This is a genomic window from Hyphomicrobium sp., assembly GCF_036780825.1.
In the GTDB taxonomy this organism is placed as follows: domain Bacteria; phylum Pseudomonadota; class Alphaproteobacteria; order Rhizobiales; family Hyphomicrobiaceae; genus Hyphomicrobium_C.
In genome coordinates, this window is sequence record NZ_DAIQCD010000001.1 from 131089 (window position 1) to 149587 (window position 18499).

An 18499-nucleotide genomic window follows, 5' to 3' on the forward strand; every position below is an offset into this window, starting at 1 on the left:
GCCATGACCTCCCTCTACCGAGCCAAGCGCATTCCGCCAGACGGGACTCAGCTTTCGGACCTATTCGACGTTTTGTCGAAGCGGGCGAATCTGGCTCGGCGGCCGTGCCTCCACGTCGTTCCGAGCGCGACTCTCAGCGCCTTCGCTACGGGATCGCGAAAGCGCCCGGCCGTGGCCGTCACGGAAGGGCTGCTGCGCCGTCTCTCCCTCGCCGAGACGGCCGGCATCCTGGCGCACGAAGTGGCACATATCCGTCACGACGATTTGCCGCTCCTGGGCCTCGCGGACGTCCTCAGCCGGATGGTGCAAGTTCTCGGCTATGGAGCGCTCGCCCTCGCCCTCTTCAACGTGATGCAGATCACGACGGGCGAGGATGCGGCATCCTGGTGGGCAGTGCTGGTCCTCTATCTCGCGCCCGCGCTCTTCAGCCTGCTGCTACTCGCCCTTCCTCGAACACGAGAGTTCGAGGCCGACCGAACCGCGGTGGCGCTGACGGGCGACGCGCAGGCGCTGGCCTCGGCGCTTCGGCGCGTGGACACCTACACGGGTCATCTATGGGAAGATCTCATGCTGCCCGTGCCGGCACGGCGGGTTCCCTACCCATCTCTCCTGCGCTCACACCCAGAGGCCGAGCTCCGTATCCGCCAGCTCACCACCGCACCCGAGGCATCGCCGCACGCCCGGCCAAGCGGACCTCCCGTTCACGCCCCGCTCGTCATCGTAGAGGAACCGATGCTCTCGCTCGTGGGCTATGGACCCGGCACCATGCGCCCCCGCTATCGCTGGCCGGGCCTCTGGTTCTGAGCAGGAGGCCCGTGCCTGCCGCGAAGAGGCTTCGCCGCAAGGCTCGCTTGCGGATCAGGGACGCCCACGCACGCAAACGCGGGGCATCACGGCAGGAGGACTTGCCTCCGCGGCTGCTCACGCGTATCAGCCGAACATGGACCACGCTCCGACACCGGCGCCGCCGATGCCCCGCTCGACACTGAAGATCGAGGACATCCCCGATCTCGTGCGGCGCCTGCGCGCTGGCGAGCGGCGCGCGATCGCAGCCACCGTGACCGAGCTCGAAAAGCTTTCAGCCAGCGCGCCGCCGCTGCTCGAGGCGCTGCAGCCCTATCTCGGCAACGCGCTCGTGGTCGGCTTCACGGGGCCGCCAGGCGCAGGCAAATCGACGCTCGTCAACGCCGTCATCGCGCACGTCCGCAAGCAGGGCGGCACGGTCGGCGTGATTGCCGTCGATCCGTCGAGCCCGGTATCGGGCGGCGCCATTCTCGGCGACCGCATCCGCATGACGGCGGCGCTCGACGACGACGGTGTGTTCGTGCGCTCGTTGGCAAGCCGCGGCTATCTCGGCGGCCTCTCGCCCGCCGCGGTGCGTGTCATCGATGCGCTCGATGCCGCGGGCTTCGACCTGATTCTTCTCGAGACCGTCGGCACCGGACAGAGCGAAATCGACGTGGCGGAGGTCGCGGACGTGCGCGTGGTGATCTCGGCGCCCGGCCTCGGCGACGACATCCAGGCGATGAAGTCGGGCCTCCTCGAGATTGCCGACATCCTGCTCGTCAACAAAGGCGATCGGGAGGGCGCCGAGCTTACGCTGCAACAGCTCATGGGCGCGCTCTCGATCCGATCGCTGCGCACGCCCGTGCCGGTGCTCAAGACGACAGCGACAACCGGCGAGGGTGTGGCGGAGCTCGTCGAGACCATCCGCGAGGTCGGAGCGCGGGGCGCTCCGGCAGGGCCCATGGCGCGACGCCGGCGGCGGGCTCGCTATCTCATCGCGCGCGCCGCGGCGGACGTGGTGGCCCGGCGCATCAAGGACGACAGCGGCCGCGAAATCGACGGCCTCGCCGACGAGGTGCTGTCCGGGCGCACGAGCCCCGACGCGGCCGCCCACAAGCTCCTGTCGAGCTGAACTCGCCATAGCCGCGGCAAGCGGCTCTCGGACAAAGCTCCGGTGCGTGATCGCGCTCTATTCGCGAAAGCGGTTCGTGATCGGATAGCGGCGGTCACGGCCGAAGCTGCGGCTCGAGATCTTGACGCCAGGAGCCGCTTGCCGCCGCTTGTACTCGGCCGCGTACAGCAGCCGCTCGACCTTACGCACGGTCTCGGGATCATGGCCGCGGGCGATCACGTCGGCCACTCGCATTTCCTGCTCGACGAGGCAGACGAGGATGTCGTCGAGCACCTCGTAGGGAGGCAGGCTGTCCTGATCCGTCTGATTCTCGCGCAACTCGGCGGACGGCGGGCGGGTGATGACATGCTCGGGGACGACCTCGCCCGATGGCCCCAACGCGCCCTCTGGAACGGCGGTGTTGCGCCAGCGCGAGAGCCGATAGATCTCGAGCTTGTAGAGATCCTTCACCGGATTGAAGCCGCCGTTCATGTCGCCGTAGAGCGTGGCGTAGCCGACGCTCATCTCGCTCTTGTTGCCGGTGGTCAGCACCATGGCGCCGAACTTGTTGGATATGGCCATGACGATGACGCCACGGGCGCGGCTTTGAATGTTCTCCTCCGTGATGTCGTGCGGCCGGTTCGCGAACAGGCCCGACAGTGCGTTCGAGAAGGCGTCCACCACCGGCTCGATCGGCACCGTATCAAGATGAATGCCGAGCGCATCAGCGCAAGCGATCGCGTCGGCGATGCTCTGGCTCGACGTGAAGCGATACGGCATCATGATTGCGTGCACGCGCGCGGGGCCCAGCGCGTCGACGGCCATCGCAGCGACCAGGGCGCTATCCACGCCGCCCGAAAGGCCCAGCACGACGCCGGGGAATTTATTCTTCTCGACATAGTCGCGCAGTCCGAGCACGCAGGCCTGATAGGCGGCCGCGTCGCCTTCGGGAAGACGATGCAAAGCGCCTTCGTCCCGGGCGCATACCCAGCCCGCGTCCGTCTTCTGCCATTCGGTGATGGCGACATGCTCCTCCCAGGCGGGGAGCTGGACCGCGAGGCTGTGGTCAGCATTGAGCACGAAGGACGCGCCGTCGAAGACCAACTCGTCCTGCCCCCCTATCTGGTTGACGTAGGCGAGCGGCAGCCCCGTCTCTGTGACGCGCGCCACCGCGACGTTCATGCGCAGGTCCGGCTTCTTCCAATCGAAGGGCGAGCCGTTGGGCACGACCAGAATCTCGGCCCCGCACTCGGCCAGGCACTCGGCCACCTCGTCCTTCCAGATGTCCTCGCAGATCGGCACGCCAATGCGCACGCCGCGGACCGATACCGGGCTCGCGAGATCGCCCGGCGAGAAAACGCGCTTCTCGTCGAACTCGCCGTAGTTCGGCAGATCGACCTTAAAGCGAACGGCGGCGACGCTGCCGCCATCGAGAAGCACCATGGCGTTGTACACGCTGCCGCGCTCCGGCCAGACGGTGCCGACGAGCACCGCCGGCCCGGGGCCTAAGCGCGCCGCCAACGCTTCCACATGCTCGCGCGCCGCCATCTGGAAGGCGGGCTTCAGCACCAGGTCCTCCGGCGGGTAGCCGGTGAGGAACAACTCCGGAAATACGATCAGGTCGGCGCCACGCGCTGCCGCTTCCGCGCGGGCGTCGAGCAGCTTCTGCCCGTTGCCGGCAAGGTCGCCGACGACAGGGTTCAGCTGGGCCAGGGCAATCTTCAGTGAGGTCGGCTCGACGGGAGCCTCGGGGGCGGTGCTGCTCATGAGCGACATGTACGGCCCCGTGCCGTCGCGGTCCAGCGGCAAGCGGCCGCGCGCAGTATCACGCGCAGGGGAGACGGGTTAGGATCCATCTCTCCGCCCTCCCCTCATCCGACATCCCATGCTTGCCATCCTCTCGATCATCGCACCGGTGTTTGCGCTCGTTGCAAGCGGCTACGTCGCCCGACGCGCCGGCGTCATCGGTGTTACGGCCATGTCGGAGCTCAACCGGTTCGTCGTCTATCTGGCGCTGCCTGCCCTCCTCTTCGACGTCATGGCGCATGCAAAACCGAGCGAGCTCATGCAGCCCGGCTTCATCGCCGCGTTCGGGCTCGCCTGCGGGGTGGTGTTCTACGGCGTGGTCGGCGTCCGCCTGCTGGCCGGGCGGAGCGTCGCGTCCGCGAGCATCGATGGCCTGCTAGGCTCCTACGCCAACACGGCCTACATGGGCTTTCCCGTGTTGCTGATGCTGTTTGGCAACGACAGCCTGGTGCCAGTGACCATCGCATCCATCATCACGGTCTGCGTGCTCTTCGCCTCCGCCATCGTGCTGATCGAGATCGCGAGCCATGGCGCCCACCGGCCTGCAGCGCTCGCCTCAAAGGTCGTCGCTTCGCTCGCCCGAAACCCGCTTCTGGTCGCGCCGCTGCTCGGCATGCTCTACGGGGCAACCGGCCTTGCCGTTCCGGGACCCGCGGAAACCTATCTCAAGCTCCTGGGCGGCGCCGCGAGCCCGCTCGCGCTCGTGGTCATCGGCCTCTTCCTTGCCGAGCCGCGCCGCGTGGCCTCCCAGGACGTGCACGCCTCGGCCGCACTGGCAGGCGTGAAGCTCATCGTGCAGCCGGCCCTCACGTGGGGACTCACCGTGCTATTCTCTGTGCCGCCGCGCCTCGCGGCCATGGCCATCCTGCTGGCGGCTATGCCGACCGGAACCGGCCCGTTCATGCTGGCCGAATTCTACAAGCTGCCGGCGGTCGTGACGTCGGCCGTCATCCTCGTCTCGACGCTCGGCACGCTGGTGACCTTGCCGCTTCTTCTGCTGGCGCTCGGCGTGGGGGCGCAACCTTAACAGTTGGACGCATCGCTTAACGGTGGAGCATCGCTTAAAGAACGGCTACCTAGAGCACGTTCGCAGCTATGGGAGCCGGATCGCGCTGCGTGAGCGCGCTTCAAGTCTTTGTTTGAGCGTCTGATTCACGTCTTCAATGCGAGCGTCCCCAGGCTCGCGCGCCGTCTGCAAGGCAGCTCGCATCTCAAACGATCAGGTTCTACATCCCCTCGATGCCGTTTCCCCTCGCGTAGGACGGCACCTCTAAATTCAAGTGAGACTTCCCCATGCGCATCGACGCCATCACCATTGGCAACAACCCGCCCCAGGACATCAACGTCATCATCGAAGTCCCGGTCGGGGGCGAGCCAATCAAATACGAAATGGACAAAGCGTCCGGCACGCTGATCGTCGACCGCTTCCTCTACACGCCGATGCGCTATCCGGGTAACTACGGGTTCGTGCCCCATACCCTCTCGGACGACGGCGACCCGATCGACGTGCTCGTCTGCAATACGCGCACGATCATGCCCGGAGCCGTCATCAACTGCCGCCCGGTGGGCGTGCTGGTCATGGAGGATGAGAGCGGCGGCGACGAGAAGATTCTCGCGGTGCCGTCGGGCAAGGTCTCGCGGCGCTACGAGAAGGTGCTCTCGTATTCCGACCTGCCGGCGATCTCACTGCAGCAGATTGAGCATTTCTTCACGCACTACAAGGATCTCGAGCCCGGCAAGTGGGCCAAGATCGGCCACTGGGGCGACCGCGCCGAGGCGGAGCAACGGATCGAAGAGGCGATCCGGCGCGCCCGGAGCAAAGGCTAGCTCCGGCACACAGCCCGCCGGCCCGTCCGTGAGGCCGGCGAAGCTGCTCTTGCTTAGAGCCGTTCCGTGAGGGGACTCTGGGAACGGCTCAAAGTTTTGGTTTCTTCGCGCTTCTCGTTGGAAAACCCGCTCCCACTTCTCCGGAAGCATTCTAGCCGGCCAGGGCGGCCGCCGGCTGGAGGTGTGTGCCGCGCCCCTCACGCTCGAGCTTCATTCGCTCGGCCACCAAGAAGGCTAGCTCCAGCGACTGGTCGGCGTTGAGGCGGGGATCGCACTGCGTATGGTAGCGATCCAGAAGATCGGTTTCCGAGATCGCCGTGGCGCCTCCGGTGCACTCCGTCACGTTCTGCCCCGTCATCTCGACGTGGATGCCGCCCGCGTGCGTGCCTTCCGCGCGGTGCACGTCGAAGAACGCCTCCACCTCCTTCAGGATACGGTCGAAGGGGCGCGTCTTGTAGCCGTTGACCGCGCTGATGGTGTTACCGTGCATCGGATCGCATGCCCACACCACCGTGTGGCCGGCCTTCTTCACAGCGCGGATGAGCTTCGGCAGGTGCTGGCCCACCTTCTCGTGTCCGAACCGGCAGATCAGCGTGATCCGGCCCGCCTCGTCCTTCGGATTGAGAATATCGATCAGACGCAGCAAACCGTCCGGCTCGAGGGACGGGCCGCACTTGATGCCGATCGGATTCTTCACCCCGCGGCAGAACTCGACGTGCGCATGATCGGGCTGGCGCGTGCGATCGCCGATCCACAGCATGTGGCCGGACGTGGCGTACCAGTCGCCGCTCGTCGAATCGAGACGCGTCAGGGCCTGCTCATAGTTGAGCAGCAGCGCCTCGTGGCTGGTGTAGAAGCTCGTCGTGCGGAGTTGCGGCGTGTTCGCGCTCGTGATGCCGCAGGCGCGCATGAAGCCCAGCGTCTCGGCAATGCGGTCGGCGAGCTCCTGGTAGCGGTGACCCTGGGGGCTGTCCTTGACGAAGCCCATGTTCCACTGGTGCACCCGCTCGAGGTCAGCGTAGCCGCCCGTGGCGAAGGCCCGGATGAGGTTCAGCGTCGCCGCCGACTGGCGGTAGGCCTCAAGCTGGCGCTGCGGATCGGGGATGCGCGCTTCCGGCGTGAACTCGGGTCCGTTGATAATGTCGCCGCGGTACGAGGGCAGCTCTTCCCCGTTCTTCTTCTCGGTCGGCGAGGAGCGCGGCTTGGCGAACTGGCCCGCGATGCGGCCCACCTTCACGACGGGGCTGCCGCCGGCATAGGTCAGCACGACCGCCATCTGCAGGAAGACGCGGAAGAAATCGCGAATATTGTCGGCGCGGTGCTCGAGGAAGCTCTCGGCGCAGTCGCCGCCTTGCAGCATGAAGCCCTCGCCGCGGGCCACCTCGCCGAGCGCCTTCTTCAGCTCACGCGCTTCGCCTGCAAAAACGAGAGGCGGAAACGCGGCCAAGCGTGCCTCGACGCCGTTCAGCGCCGCCTGATCCGGGTAATCGGGGACCTGGACGATCGGAAGCGAGCGCCAGCTTTCGGGTGACCAGGTTGCAGGCATGTCGTCAAATTCTCCACGTTAGGCGCCGGCAGTTGCTTCGGGCCGGCTGCCCTTCACTCTCTGCAGGATATGCAAATTTTATTGCGCCTTATAGGCCCTGATCGCTCAAATTGCGAGCGACACCGCAGACACGCCGCCAACTGAGGTGCGGTTCGACGAGGAGCAGATAGTGCCGTCATGCCCGGGCGCCAATCAGACGGCGCGAGCAAGGGCTTGCGGCAAAGCCGCACATTGGCTCCGCGCGACGAAAGCGATCGCGCCGGCCCCCAAGACGAAGGCCACCAATGCGGCGCGGCGACCCGCAGGGAGACCGTTCCAAAAAATGAGGAAAGCGGCCGGTCACCGGCCGCTTTCCGTCTGTCTTCCAAGATCAATCGAGGTTCGCCGCTACTCCGCAACGCGCCGGCGGCGGCGGGCCACCCCGCCCGCCTCGACGCCGCCGGGAGCCGCCAGCGCCCGCTCGGCCTCGCTGCGCGCCCGCTCCTTGCTGATCAGCTCGTCCCGCTTGGCCGCAATGCGGCGCAGGCCGCGGAGCATGCCGCCCGTGCCGGCCGGGATCAGACGGCCGACAATCACGTTCTCCTTGAGACCCTCGAGCGTGTCGCTCTTGCCGACAACCGCGGCATCGGTGAGCACGCGCGTGGTCTCCTGGAAGGAGGCCGCGGAGATGAACGAGCGGGTCTGCAGCGACGCCTTGGTGATGCCGAGCAGAACCGGTGTCGCGGAGGCCGGGCGCTTGCCCGCCTTCTCGACCTTGGCGTTGACCTCATCGAACTCGATGCGGTCGATCTGCTCGCCCTTAATGAAGTCGGTCTCGCCGGTGTCGGTGATCTCGACCTTCTGGAGCATCTGGCGGACGATGACCTCAATGTGCTTGTCGTTGATGGTCACGCCCTGGAGACGATAGACGTCCTGGATCTCGTTGATCAGGTAGTTGGCGAGCTCCTCGACGCCCTTGATGGCCAGAATGTCGTGCGGCGCCGGATTGCCGTCGTAGATGTAATCGCCGCGATCGACCCGGTCGCCAGGCTGGACAGCCAGGCTCTTGCCGCGCGGGATCAGATACTCGACGGGCTCCGCATTCTCGTCATCCGGCCGGATGCTGACGCGCTGCTTGTTCTTGTAGTCCTTGCCGAACTCCACCGTGCCGGAAACCTCGGCGATGATGGCGTGATCCTTCGGACGGCGCGCCTCGAAGAGTTCCGCCACGCGCGGCAGACCGCCCGTGATGTCGCTCTGCTTGGCCGTCGCCAGCGGAACGCGGGCGATGACGTCGCCGGCCTGGACCTCCTGGCCGGGCTCGACCGAGAGAATGGCGTCCACCGACAGCAGGTAGCGGGCATCGCCGCCACGGGCCACCTTCACGTGCTGGCCCTTGGCGTCCTTGATGACGATCGCCGGCTTCAACTCGGCGCCGCGCGGCGTCGCACGCCAATCGACGATGACGCGGTTGGTGGTGCCCTTCACCTCGTCCGTCTGCTCGCGCACGGAGACGCCCTCGATCAGGTCCTCGAACTCGATCTTGCCCGAGCCCTCGGTGATGATCGGGCGGGTGTAGGGATCCCATTGGGCAAGGCGCGTGCCGCGCTTCACCTCGTCGCCCTCGTCGACGTGCAGACGGGCGCCGTACTGGATCTTGTGCGTCGCAAGCTCCTTGCCCGACTGATCGACGATTCCGATCGACATGGTACGGCCCATGGCGACGAGGCGGCCCTGGCCATCCTTGACGACCGAGCGGTTCTTGATCCTTACGCTGCCGTTGAAGTTGCTTTCGATGAACGACTGATCAACGACGTTCGCCGTGCCGCCGATGTGGAACGTGCGCATGGTGAGCTGCGTGCCCGGCTCGCCGATCGACTGAGCGGCGATGACACCGACGGCTTCGCCGATGTTGACGGGCGTGCCGCGCGCGAGGTCGCGGCCGTAGCAACTGGCGCAGACGCCGGTCACGGTCTCGCACGTCAGCACCGAGCGGATCCGCACCTCCTGCACCTGCGCCTGCTCGATGGCATCGGAATGACGCTCCTCGATCAGCTCGCCCGCCTTGACCAGGACGATCTCCTCGCCGTCCGGACCCGGTGCCGTGACGTCCTCTGCCGCGGTCCGGCCAAGCACACGGGCGCCGAGCGACACGATCACCTGGCCGGCGTCGACCACCGCCTGCACCTTGATGCCGCGATCGGTGCCGCAGTCCTCCTCGGTGATGATGCTGTCCTGAGCGACGTCCACGAGACGGCGCGTCAGGTAGCCGGAGTTGGCGGTCTTGAGCGCCGTATCGGCAAGGCCCTTACGGGCGCCGTGCGTCGAGTTGAAGTACTCGAGAACCGACAGGCCTTCCTTGAAGTTCGAGATGATCGGCGTCTCGATGATCTCGCCCGAGGGCTTGGTCATGAGGCCGCGCATGCCGGCGAGCTGCTTCATCTGCGCCGGCGAGCCGCGCGCACCCGAATGGCTCATCATGTAGATGGAGTTGATCTGCATCTCCCGCCCCGCAGCATCCTTCGGGTTGGTCGAAATGCGATCCATCATCTCCTTGGCGATCTGGTCGGTGCACTTCGACCAGGCGTCCACGACCTTGTTGTACTTCTCGAGCTGCGTGATGAGGCCGTCGTTGTACTGCTGCTCGAACTCGCGCACCATCTCGGTCGTTTCGTGCACGATCTTCGACTTCGTGTCGGGGATCACCATGTCGTCCTTGCCGAACGAGATGCCGGCCTTAAACGCATGGTGGAAGCCGAGCGACATGATGCGGTCGCAGAAGATCACCGTCTCCTTCTGGCCGCAGTTGCGGTAGACGGCGTCGATCATGGCCGAGATGGCCTTCTTCGTCAGAAGCTGGTTGACGAGCGCGTACTTCACACCCGGCATCTTCGGCAGCACCTCGCCCAGGATCATGCGGCCGGGCGTCGTTTCGACCAGCTCCACGACCTCCTCGCCGTTCTGGTCAACCGACCGGAACCGCGCCTTGATCTTGGAGTGGAGCGTGACGGCGCCCGCCTCGAGCCCGTGGCGGATCTCGCCCACGGACGAGAACACGGATCCTTCGCCGGGCTCGTTGTCGCGCACGATCGACAGGTAGTAGAGGCCGAGCACGATATCCTGCGACGGCACGATGATCGGCTGGCCGTTAGCGGGATGCAGAATGTTGTTCGTGCTCATCATCAGCACGCGGGCTTCAAGCTGCGCCTCGAGCGACAGCGGCACGTGCACGGCCATCTGGTCGCCGTCGAAGTCGGCGTTGAAGGCGGCGCAGACCAGCGGGTGAAGCTGAATGGCCTTGCCCTCGATCAGCGTCGGCTCGAACGCCTGAATGCCGAGGCGGTGCAGGGTCGGCGCGCGGTTCAGCATCACCGGATGCTCGCGAATGACCTCGTCGAGCACGTCCCAAACCTCGGGACGCTCCTTCTCGACGAGCTTCTTCGCCTGCTTCACGGTTGCCGCCTGGCCGAGCGTCTGCAGGCGCGCGTAGATGAACGGCTTGAACAGCTCGAGCGCCATCTTCTTCGGCAGGCCGCACTGATGCAGCTTGAGCTCCGGACCGACCACGATGACCGAGCGGCCCGAGTAGTCGACGCGCTTGCCGAGCAGGTTCTGGCGGAAACGGCCCTGCTTGCCCTTCAGCATGTCGGCGAGCGACTTCAGCGGGCGCTTGTTGGCGCCTGTGATGACGCGGCCGCGGCGGCCGTTGTCGAACAGCGCATCCACCGATTCCTGAAGCATGCGCTTCTCGTTGCGGATGATGATGTCCGGCGCACGCAGCTCCATCAGCCGCTTCAGGCGGTTGTTACGGTTGATGACACGGCGATAGAGGTCGTTCAGGTCGGAAGTCGCAAAGCGGCCGCCATCGAGCGGCACCAGCGGGCGCAACTCGGGCGGGATGACCGGCACGACGGTCATGATCATCCACTCGGGACGGTTGCCGCTCTCGATGAAGCTCTCGATGACCTTCAGCCGCTTGCCGAGCTTCTTGGGCTTCAGCTCGGTCGTCGCCTCGGCGATCTCCTGGCGCAGATCATCGCTGATCTTACCCAGATCCATGCCGATCAGCAGGTCGCGGATGGCCTCTGCGCCGATGCCGGCCGTAAAGCTGTCCGCGCCGTGCTCCTCGATGGCCTGGTTGTACTGCTCCTCGGTGAGGAGCTGCTTCTCCTTGAACGGGGAGATGCCCGGCTCGGTGACGATGTAGTTCTCGAAATAGAGTACGCGCTCGAGATCCTTCAGCGTCATATCGAGCAGAAGGCCGATGCGCGAAGGCAGCGACTTCAGGAACCAGATGTGGGCGACGGGGGCGGCGAGCTCGATGTGACCCATGCGCTCGCGGCGCACCTTGGCGAGCGTCACCTCGACGCCGCACTTCTCACAAATGAGCCCCTTGTACTTCATGCGCTTGTACTTGCCGCACAAGCACTCGTAATCCTTGATCGGTCCGAAGATACGGGCGCAGAAGAGACCATCCCGCTCCGGCTTGAAGGTGCGGTAGTTGATCGTCTCCGGCTTCTTGATCTCGCCGAAGGACCAGGAGTGAATGTCCTCGGGCGACGCAATCGAGATCTTGATCTCGTCGAACGTCGGAACCGCCTGCTGGGTCTTGAAGAGGTTGGTGATCTCGTTCATCGGCTCTCTCCCGGGGGACGCTCAGGGCGGCGTCCCAAGAATTTCGTCGCATGTCCCCTCCCCGTCTCGGCGGAGCCAGGCTCCGCTTACGGGGAAGGGTTAAGGGTGGGGGAAGCCCGACAAACTGCGGTTCCGGATTCCCCCCTCCCCGGCCCTCCCCGCAAGGGGAGGGAAAGAGAGGTCGCGGCCTCTCGCTATTCGGCGGCGGCAGGCGGCAGACGCGGCTGATCCCCAGCCGGCTCCGCAGCCTCCTCCTCGAGCGTCGGCGCCTCGGAGTTGATCAGCTCGACGTTCAAGCCAAGCGCACGCATCTCCTTGACCAGCACGTTGAAGCTCTCCGGCACGCCGGCCTCGAACGCGTCGTCACCACGCACGATCGCCTCATACACCTTCGTGCGGCCGGCAACGTCGTCCGACTTCACCGTCAGCATCTCCTGGAGCGTGTAAGCGGCGCCGTAGGCTTCGAGCGCCCACACCTCCATTTCACCGAAGCGCTGACCGCCGAACTGCGCCTTGCCGCCCAGCGGCTGCTGGGTGACCAGCGAGTACGGGCCGATCGAGCGGGCGTGGATCTTGTCGTCCACAAGGTGGTGCAGCTTGAGCACGTACTTGTAGCCCACCGTCACCTTGCGATCGAACGCCTCGCCCGTGCGGCCGTCATAGAGCGTCACCTGGCCCGAGCTGTCGAAGCCCGCTGCATCCAGCATCCCGACGATGTCGGCTTCCTTGGCGCCGTCGAAGACCGGCGTCGCAATCGGCACACCCTTGGTGAGCTTCTCGGCGGCGGAGGCGAGATCCTCGTTCTTGACCGTCGGCTTGATGACGTCCTTCCCGTAGATCTTCTCCATCTCCTGGCGAAGCTGGTCGGCCCGGCCGGATGCGTGGAACTCCTGCAGCGCCTCGTCGATGATGCGCCCGAGGCCACGGCAGGCCCAGCCGAGATGCGTCTCCAGAATCTGGCCGACGTTCATGCGGCTCGGCACGCCGAGGGGGTTGAGAACCACATCGACGTGCGTGCCGTCCTCGAGGAACGGCATGTCCTCGCACGGCACGATGAGCGAGACGACGCCCTTGTTGCCGTGACGGCCGGCCATCTTATCGCCCGGCTGGATCTTGCGCTTCACCGCCACGAAGACCTTGACCATCTTCATGACGCCCGGCGGCATCTCATCGCCGCGCTGCAGCTTGTCGACCTTGTCCACGAAGCGGCGCTCGAGGCTCTTCTTGGCCTCCTCGTACTGCTTGTGGATGGCTTCGACTTCGGCCTGCGCCTTCTCGTCCTTGAGGCCGATTTCCCACCACTGGCTGCGCGGGATGTCGGTCAGGATCTCGTCGTTGAGCTCGGTGCCCTTGCGTGCACCGCGCGGGCCCTTCGAGACCTCCTTGCCGAGAAGCGAGTCCTTCAAGCGCGCATAGACGTTGCGGTCGAGGATCTGCAGCTCGTCGTCGCGGTCCTTGGCGAGACGCTCGATCTCCTCGCGCTCGATCGCCATGGCGCGCTCGTCCTTGTCGACGCCGTGACGGTTGAAGACGCGAACCTCGACCACCGTGCCGGTGACGCCCGGCGGCAGACGCAGCGAGGTGTCGCGCACATCGGAGGCCTTCTCGCCGAAGATGGCGCGAAGCAGCTTCTCCTCCGGCGTCATCGGGCTCTCGCCCTTCGGCGTGATCTTGCCGACCAGGATGTCGCCCGGATGCACCTCGGCACCGATATAGACGATGCCTGCCTCATCGAGATTCTTCAACGCCTCTTCCGAGACGTTGGGAATGTCGCGCGTGATCTCCTCCGGGCCCAGCTTGGTGTCGCGAGCCATGACCTCGAATTCCTCGATGTGGATCGAGGTGAACACGTCGTCGGAGACGACGCGCTCGGACATCAGGATCGAGTCCTCGAAGTTGTAGCCCATCCACGGCATGAACGCGACGAGCACGTTCTTGCCGAGAGCCAGATCGCCGAGGTCGGTCGACGGGCCGTCGGCGATGATCTCGCCGGCCTCGACGCGGTCGCCCACATTGATCAGCGGGCGCTGGTTGATACAGGTGTTCTGGTTCGAGCGCTGGAACTTACGCAGCCGATAGATGTCGACGCCCGGCTTCGAGGGGTCGGTCTCGTCGGTCGCCCGAATAACGATACGAGTGGCGTCCACCTGGTCGACGATGCCGGCACGGCGGGCGGCGATGGCGGCGCCGGAGTCACGGGCCACCACCTCCTCCATGCCGGTGCCGACGAGCGGCGCCTCGGCCTTGACCAGCGGCACGGCCTGCCGCTGCATGTTCGAGCCCATGAGCGCACGGTTGGCGTCATCGTTCTCGAGGAACGGAATGAGCGCGGCCGCAACCGAGACGAGTTGCTTCGGCGACACGTCGATGTAGTCGACGCGCTCCCTCGGCACCAGGATGACGTCACCCTGGTAACGCACCGTCACGAGATCCTCGGTCAGGTTGCCCTTGTCGTCGATGTCGGCGTTGGCCTGGGCAACGTGGTGGCGCATCTCCTCCATAGCGGAGAGATAGGCCACGGCGTCCGTCACCTTGCCGTCCTTCACCTTGCGGTACGGGCTCTCGATGAAGCCGTACTTGTTCACGCGCGCGAAGGTGGCGAGCGAGTTGATGAGGCCGATGTTGGGACCTTCAGGCGTCTCAATGGGGCAGATGCGGCCGTAGTGCGTCGGATGCACGTCGCGCACCTCGAAGCCGGCGCGCTCGCGCGTCAAGCCGCCCGGCCCGAGCGCCGAGAGACGCCGCTTGTGCGTGATCTCGGAGAGCGGGTTGGTCTGGTCCATGAACTGCGAAAGCTGGGACGAGCCGAAGAACTCGCGCACCGCCGCCGCCGCCGGCTTGGCGTTGATCAGATCCTGCGGCATCACAGTGTCGATCTCGACCGAGCTCATGCGCTCCTTGATGGCGCGCTCCATGCGCAGGAGGCCGACGCGGTACTGGTTCTCCATGAGCTCGCCGACCGAGCGCACGCGGCGGTTGCCGAGGTGGTCGATGTCGTCGATCTCGCCACGGCCATCGCGGAGATCCACCAGCGTCTTGATGACGGCCAGGATATCCTCGCGGCGGAGCACGCGCACCGTGTCCGGCGCATCGACCTCGAGGCGCATGTTCATCTTCACGCGGCCGACGGCCGAGAGATCATAGCGCTCGGGATCGAAGAACAGGCTGTGGAACAGGTTCGTCGCCGCCTCGATGGTCGGCGGCTCGCCCGGGCGCATGACCCGGTAGATGTCCATCAGCGCTTCGTCGCCGTTCGAGTTCTTGTCGATGTTGAGCGTGTTGCGGATGAACGGACCGATGTTCACGTGATCGATGTCGAGGACGTGAAATTCCTTGACCTTCTGATCCTTGAGCTCGGCAAGCAGCTTGGCGTCGAGCTCGGCGCCCGCCTCGGCGTAGATCTGGCCCGTCTCGAGATTGACGATGTCCTCGGCGATGTAGCGGCCGGCGAGATCGTCGGAGGAGACGAGGATCTCCTTGAGGCCGCCCTCGGCGAGCTCTCGCGCCTTGCGCGCCGTGACTTTTTCACCCGCCTTGGCCACGACATCGCCGGACTTCGCGTCCATGAGATCGGCGAGCGGGGTCATGCCGCGCATCTTCTCCGGCATGAACGGCATCTTCCAGCCGCGCTTCGATTCCTTGACGGAGATCTGCTTGTAGAAGGTGGAGAGAATCTCCTCGTCATCGAGGCCGAGCGCGTAAAGCAACGTCGTGACCGGCAGCTTGCGGCGGCGGTCGATGCGCACATAGACGTTGTCCTTGGCGTCGAACTCGAAGTCGAGCCAGGAGCCGCGATAGGGAATGATGCGGGCAGCGAAGAGCAGCTTGCCGGAGGCATGGGTGCGGCCACGGTCGTGATCGAAGAACACGCCCGGCGAACGGTGCATCTGCGAGACGATCACGCGCTCGGTGCCGTTGATGACGAAGGTGCCGTTTGACGTCATGAGCGGCATATCGCCCATGTAGACGTCCTGCTCCTTCACGTCCTTGATCGACTTCGAGCCCGTCTCCTCGTTGACATCGAACACGATGAGGCGGAGCTTGACCTTGAGCGGCGCCGAGTAGGTCATGTCGCGCTGCATGCACTCGTCGACGTCGTATTTCGGCGGCTCGAAATCATAGCGCACGAACTCGAGCGTCGCGCGGCCCGAGAAATCCGAGATCGGGAAAACGGACTTGAAGACCGCCTGCAGGCCGTGATCATCGGACCGACCGCCGGCCGGCTCCCTGACCATCAGGAAGTCGTCGTAAGAGCTCTTCTGAACCTCGATGAGGTTCGGCATCTCCGCGACTTCGCGGATGGACCCGAATTGCTTACGAATACGCCTACGGCCGTTGAACGTCTCAGCCATGTCCGCTCCTCATCTCGCCCTGGGCCGCGCCGGGGGCTGCGCAACCACTCGCCATCTCTTCCCAGCGCGGGGTCGCCATCCCCAGCGCATCGTCCTTGAACCTTCTCAAACGGCTCGCCGGAGCGCCTCTTTGCCGGCCAATCAGCCAGCGAGACGCTCCGGAGAACCGTTTCGACGCCCGCATCGCGGGCGGGGCGGCAGAACGCAGGCAACAGGCAGCCGGAAAAATTCCGACGCCTGCTGCCTGCCATCCACTTACTTCAGCTCGACGACGGCGCCCTGATCCTCAAGCTGCTTCTTGAGCTTCTGGGCCTCGTCCTTCGAAACGCCTTCCTTCACGGCCTTGTCGCCCGCCTCGACGAGGTCCTTGGCTTCCTTGAGGCCGAGGCCGGTGATGGCGCGCACTTCCTTGATGACGTTGATCTTCTTGTCGCCGCCCGACTTCAGGATGACGGTGAACTCGGTCTGCTCCTCGGCAGGGGCCGCAGCAGCGCCGGCCGGAGCCGCAGCGACGGCAACGGCAGCAGCCGCCGACACGCCCCACTTCTCCTCGAGAAGCTTGGCAAGCTCAGCAGCCTCAAGAACGGTCAGGTTCGACAGGTCCTCAACGATCTTCGCAAGATCCGACATTGTATATAGTCCTTCCGGGTTAACCTTCGAGAGTGGCGCTTTGTCCTGGCTTCAGAAGCCTGGAGACGCCGGTTTCATTTCGTCCCACAGTGGCTGACGGCTTACGCGGCCTCGCCCTGCGATGCCTTGGCCTGGATGACGCGCGCGAGCTTGGCGCCGGGCTCCTTGACCGTGCGGACGACCTTCGTCGCCGGCGCGTTCAAGAGACCGATCAGCTTGGCCCGGAGTTCATCAAGCGAAGGCAGCTCGGCGAGAGCTTTGACGCCGTTCGCATCAAGGATGGATGCGCCCATCGCACCGCCGAGGATCACGAGCTTGTCGTTCTCCTTGGCGTACGTGACCGCAACCTTGGCCGCAGCAATGGGATCCTTCGAGTAGGCCAGTATCGTCGGCCCAGTGAAAAGATCCGAGATGCCCTCGGCCTGGGTATCCTTGAGCGCGAGCTTCACCAGCTTGTTCTTGGCCACCTTGACGGAGCCGCCAGCTTCTTTAACGCGCTTGCGGAATTCCGTCGATTGGGCCGCCACCATGCCGGTGTTGTGGGCGACGACGACCACGCCCGTGTCTTTCAACACGTCGTGGAGAGACGTCACGAGCGCCTGTTTTGCGGCTCTATCCACCTCAACACTCCTGGTTGCGAAGGGCCATTCGCGCGGCCCCCCGCGGGTTGCACCTTGCCGCAGCTTCCGGCCCTATCCCTGGCTAGGGGGTGACCGACCCGCTGCGACGCTCGTCCTGTCCTGACCGCGCGCGCGATGCGGCACGGTGCTGACCCAGAAGGCTCATACCGGACGGCACTCTTGCGAGCGTCGAACCGGGTGATCTCCCGTCTCCTGCGGGCCCTCGCGAAAGGATTAAGCCTTGCCGGATGCCGGCTCGGCGCCCATCAATCTCGGACAGGTCCTCCGGCTCGCGCCCGAAAGCCCGGGCCGGAGATCCGCTACGCACGCACGTAGGCGTGTGCGTAGCGGAATTTCTTAGTCAGGCCGGCAACCCTCGGGATTGGCATCCACGAGTTACTGCCGCCTTGCCGCGCCGGATTAAGCCGTCGGCGCGACGGTAACCACGGAACCGGTGTCAACCTTCACGCCCACACCCATGGTCGAGCTCACCGAGACCTTCTTGATGTAGGTCCCCTTGGAGCCCGTGGGCTTCGCCTTGCTCACGGCGTCGACGAACGCCTTGATGTTCTCGACCAGGGCCTCATCCGTGAAGCTCGCCTTGCCGACACCGGCGTGGATGATACCGGCCTTCTCGACGCGGAACTCGACGGAGCCGCCCTTGGCGCCTTTTACGGCGGAGGTGACATCCATGGTCACCGTGCCGACCCGGGGGTTCGGCATCAGGCCGCGCGGGCCGAGCACCTTACCCAGACGGCCGACGAGGCCCATCATGTCGGGGGTCGCAATGCAACGATCGAAGTTGATCGTGCCCTTCGAGACGATCTCGACCAGCTCCTCCGCGCCCACGATGTCGGCGCCAGCGGCTTTCGCCTCCTCCGCCTTGGGGCCGCGCGCGAACACGGCAACGCGCGCCGTACGGCCGGAGCCGTTCGGCAGGTTGCAGACGCCACGCACCATCTGATCGGCATGCTTCGGATCGACGCCGAGGTTCATGGCGATCTCGACCGTCTCGTCGAACTTGGCTTTGGCGCGCGCCTTCACGAGGCGCACGGCCTCCTCGATGGCATAGGCCTTGTTGCGGTCGAGGCCCTCACGCAGCGCGGCGCTGCGCTTGCCGCCGGCGGCGCGGGCTGCGGCGATCACCTCAGGCGCGACGGATGAGGTCTTGCCGGACGTCTTTGCTGCTGCTTCGTTTGCCATGCGA

Annotated in this window: 11 protein-coding genes; 4 read left to right on the plus strand and 7 right to left on the minus strand. The window is 65.4% G+C overall.

Going from position 1 to position 18499, the window contains the following annotated elements; translation table 11 throughout:
• Positions 1–3 precede the first annotated feature (3 nt).
• Positions 4–804 carry a zinc metalloprotease HtpX gene (locus V7P99_RS00600; RefSeq protein ID WP_333792874.1) on the plus strand — a complete coding sequence of 267 codons (801 nt, stop codon included), beginning with the start codon at positions 4–6 and terminating at the stop codon, positions 802–804.
• A gap of 166 nt (positions 805–970) precedes the next feature.
• Positions 971–1918 (plus strand): methylmalonyl Co-A mutase-associated GTPase MeaB, encoded by a 948-nt coding sequence (gene meaB / locus V7P99_RS00605; RefSeq protein ID WP_333792875.1) that lies wholly within the window; start codon positions 971–973, stop codon positions 1916–1918.
• Positions 1919–1975: 57 nt separating this feature from the next.
• Here the strand turns inward: meaB and V7P99_RS00610 are convergent, their stop codons facing one another.
• Positions 1976–3664 (minus strand): NAD+ synthase, encoded by a 1689-nt coding sequence (locus tag V7P99_RS00610; RefSeq protein WP_333792993.1) that lies wholly within the window; start codon positions 3662–3664, stop codon positions 1976–1978.
• Between the two features lie 118 nt (positions 3665–3782).
• Here V7P99_RS00610 and V7P99_RS00615 point away from each other — a divergent pair, with 118 nt between their 5' ends.
• Together V7P99_RS00615 and ppa are read left to right on the plus strand one after the other, a co-directional pair.
• Positions 3783–4730 carry an AEC family transporter gene (locus V7P99_RS00615; protein WP_333792876.1) on the plus strand — a complete coding sequence of 316 codons (948 nt, stop codon included), beginning with the start codon at positions 3783–3785 and terminating at the stop codon, positions 4728–4730.
• A gap of 266 nt (positions 4731–4996) precedes the next feature.
• Positions 4997–5530 carry an inorganic diphosphatase gene (gene ppa, locus V7P99_RS00620; RefSeq protein ID WP_333792877.1) on the plus strand — a complete coding sequence of 178 codons (534 nt, stop codon included), beginning with the start codon at positions 4997–4999 and terminating at the stop codon, positions 5528–5530.
• Between the two features lie 151 nt (positions 5531–5681).
• Here ppa and V7P99_RS00625 read toward each other — a convergent pair whose 3' ends face one another.
• The 6 genes from V7P99_RS00625 to rplA all read right to left on the minus strand — a co-directional run bounded on the left by V7P99_RS00625 (position 5682) and on the right by rplA (position 18495).
• A complete protein-coding gene (locus tag V7P99_RS00625; protein WP_333792878.1) occupies positions 5682–7076 on the minus strand; it encodes a class II 3-deoxy-7-phosphoheptulonate synthase in 1395 nt (464 codons plus the stop codon).
• Positions 7077–7463: 387 nt separating this feature from the next.
• The gene (gene rpoC / locus V7P99_RS00630; protein WP_333792879.1) at positions 7464–11690 is read right to left on the minus strand and encodes a DNA-directed RNA polymerase subunit beta'; all 4227 of its coding nucleotides are present in this window, start codon (positions 11688–11690) and stop codon (positions 7464–7466) included.
• Between the two features lie 194 nt (positions 11691–11884).
• Positions 11885–16042 carry a DNA-directed RNA polymerase subunit beta gene (rpoB, locus tag V7P99_RS00635; protein ID WP_333792880.1) on the minus strand — a complete coding sequence of 1386 codons (4158 nt, stop codon included), beginning with the start codon at positions 16040–16042 and terminating at the stop codon, positions 11885–11887.
• A 255-nt stretch (positions 16043–16297) separates the two neighbouring features.
• Complete coding sequence (rplL, locus tag V7P99_RS00640; RefSeq protein WP_333792881.1) at positions 16298–16672, minus strand: 50S ribosomal protein L7/L12; 375 nt, start codon at positions 16670–16672, stop codon at positions 16298–16300.
• Between the two features lie 101 nt (positions 16673–16773).
• Complete coding sequence (gene rplJ, locus V7P99_RS00645) at positions 16774–17292, minus strand: 50S ribosomal protein L10 (RefSeq protein WP_333792882.1); 519 nt, start codon at positions 17290–17292, stop codon at positions 16774–16776.
• 420 nt (positions 17293–17712) lie between these two features.
• Entirely contained in the window at positions 17713–18495 is a 783-nt protein-coding gene (gene rplA / locus V7P99_RS00650) for a 50S ribosomal protein L1 (protein ID WP_333792883.1), read from the minus strand.
• Positions 18496–18499: the final 4 nt, after the last annotated feature.

Bases quoted from the DNA above. Each gene is read 5' to 3' on its own strand.
- V7P99_RS00625 (WP_333792878.1), bottom strand. From the start codon at position 7,076: ATGCCTGCAACCTGGTCACCCGAAAGCTGGCGCTCGCTTCCGATCGTC.
- rpoB (WP_333792880.1), bottom strand. From the start codon at position 16,042: ATGGCTGAGACGTTCAACGGCCGTAGGCGTATTCGTAAGCAATTCGGG.
- ppa (WP_333792877.1), top strand. From the start codon at position 4,997: ATGCGCATCGACGCCATCACCATTGGCAACAACCCGCCCCAGGACATC.
- rpoC (WP_333792879.1), bottom strand. From the start codon at position 11,690: ATGAACGAGATCACCAACCTCTTCAAGACCCAGCAGGCGGTTCCGACG.
- V7P99_RS00610 (WP_333792993.1), bottom strand. From the start codon at position 3,664: ATGAGCAGCACCGCCCCCGAGGCTCCCGTCGAGCCGACCTCACTGAAG.
- V7P99_RS00615 (WP_333792876.1), top strand. From the start codon at position 3,783: ATGCTTGCCATCCTCTCGATCATCGCACCGGTGTTTGCGCTCGTTGCA.
- V7P99_RS00600 (WP_333792874.1), top strand. From the start codon at position 4: ATGACCTCCCTCTACCGAGCCAAGCGCATTCCGCCAGACGGGACTCAG.
- rplL (WP_333792881.1), bottom strand. From the start codon at position 16,672: ATGTCGGATCTTGCGAAGATCGTTGAGGACCTGTCGAACCTGACCGTT.
- meaB (WP_333792875.1), top strand. From the start codon at position 971: ATGCCCCGCTCGACACTGAAGATCGAGGACATCCCCGATCTCGTGCGG.
- rplA (WP_333792883.1), bottom strand. From the start codon at position 18,495: ATGGCAAACGAAGCAGCAGCAAAGACGTCCGGCAAGACCTCATCCGTC.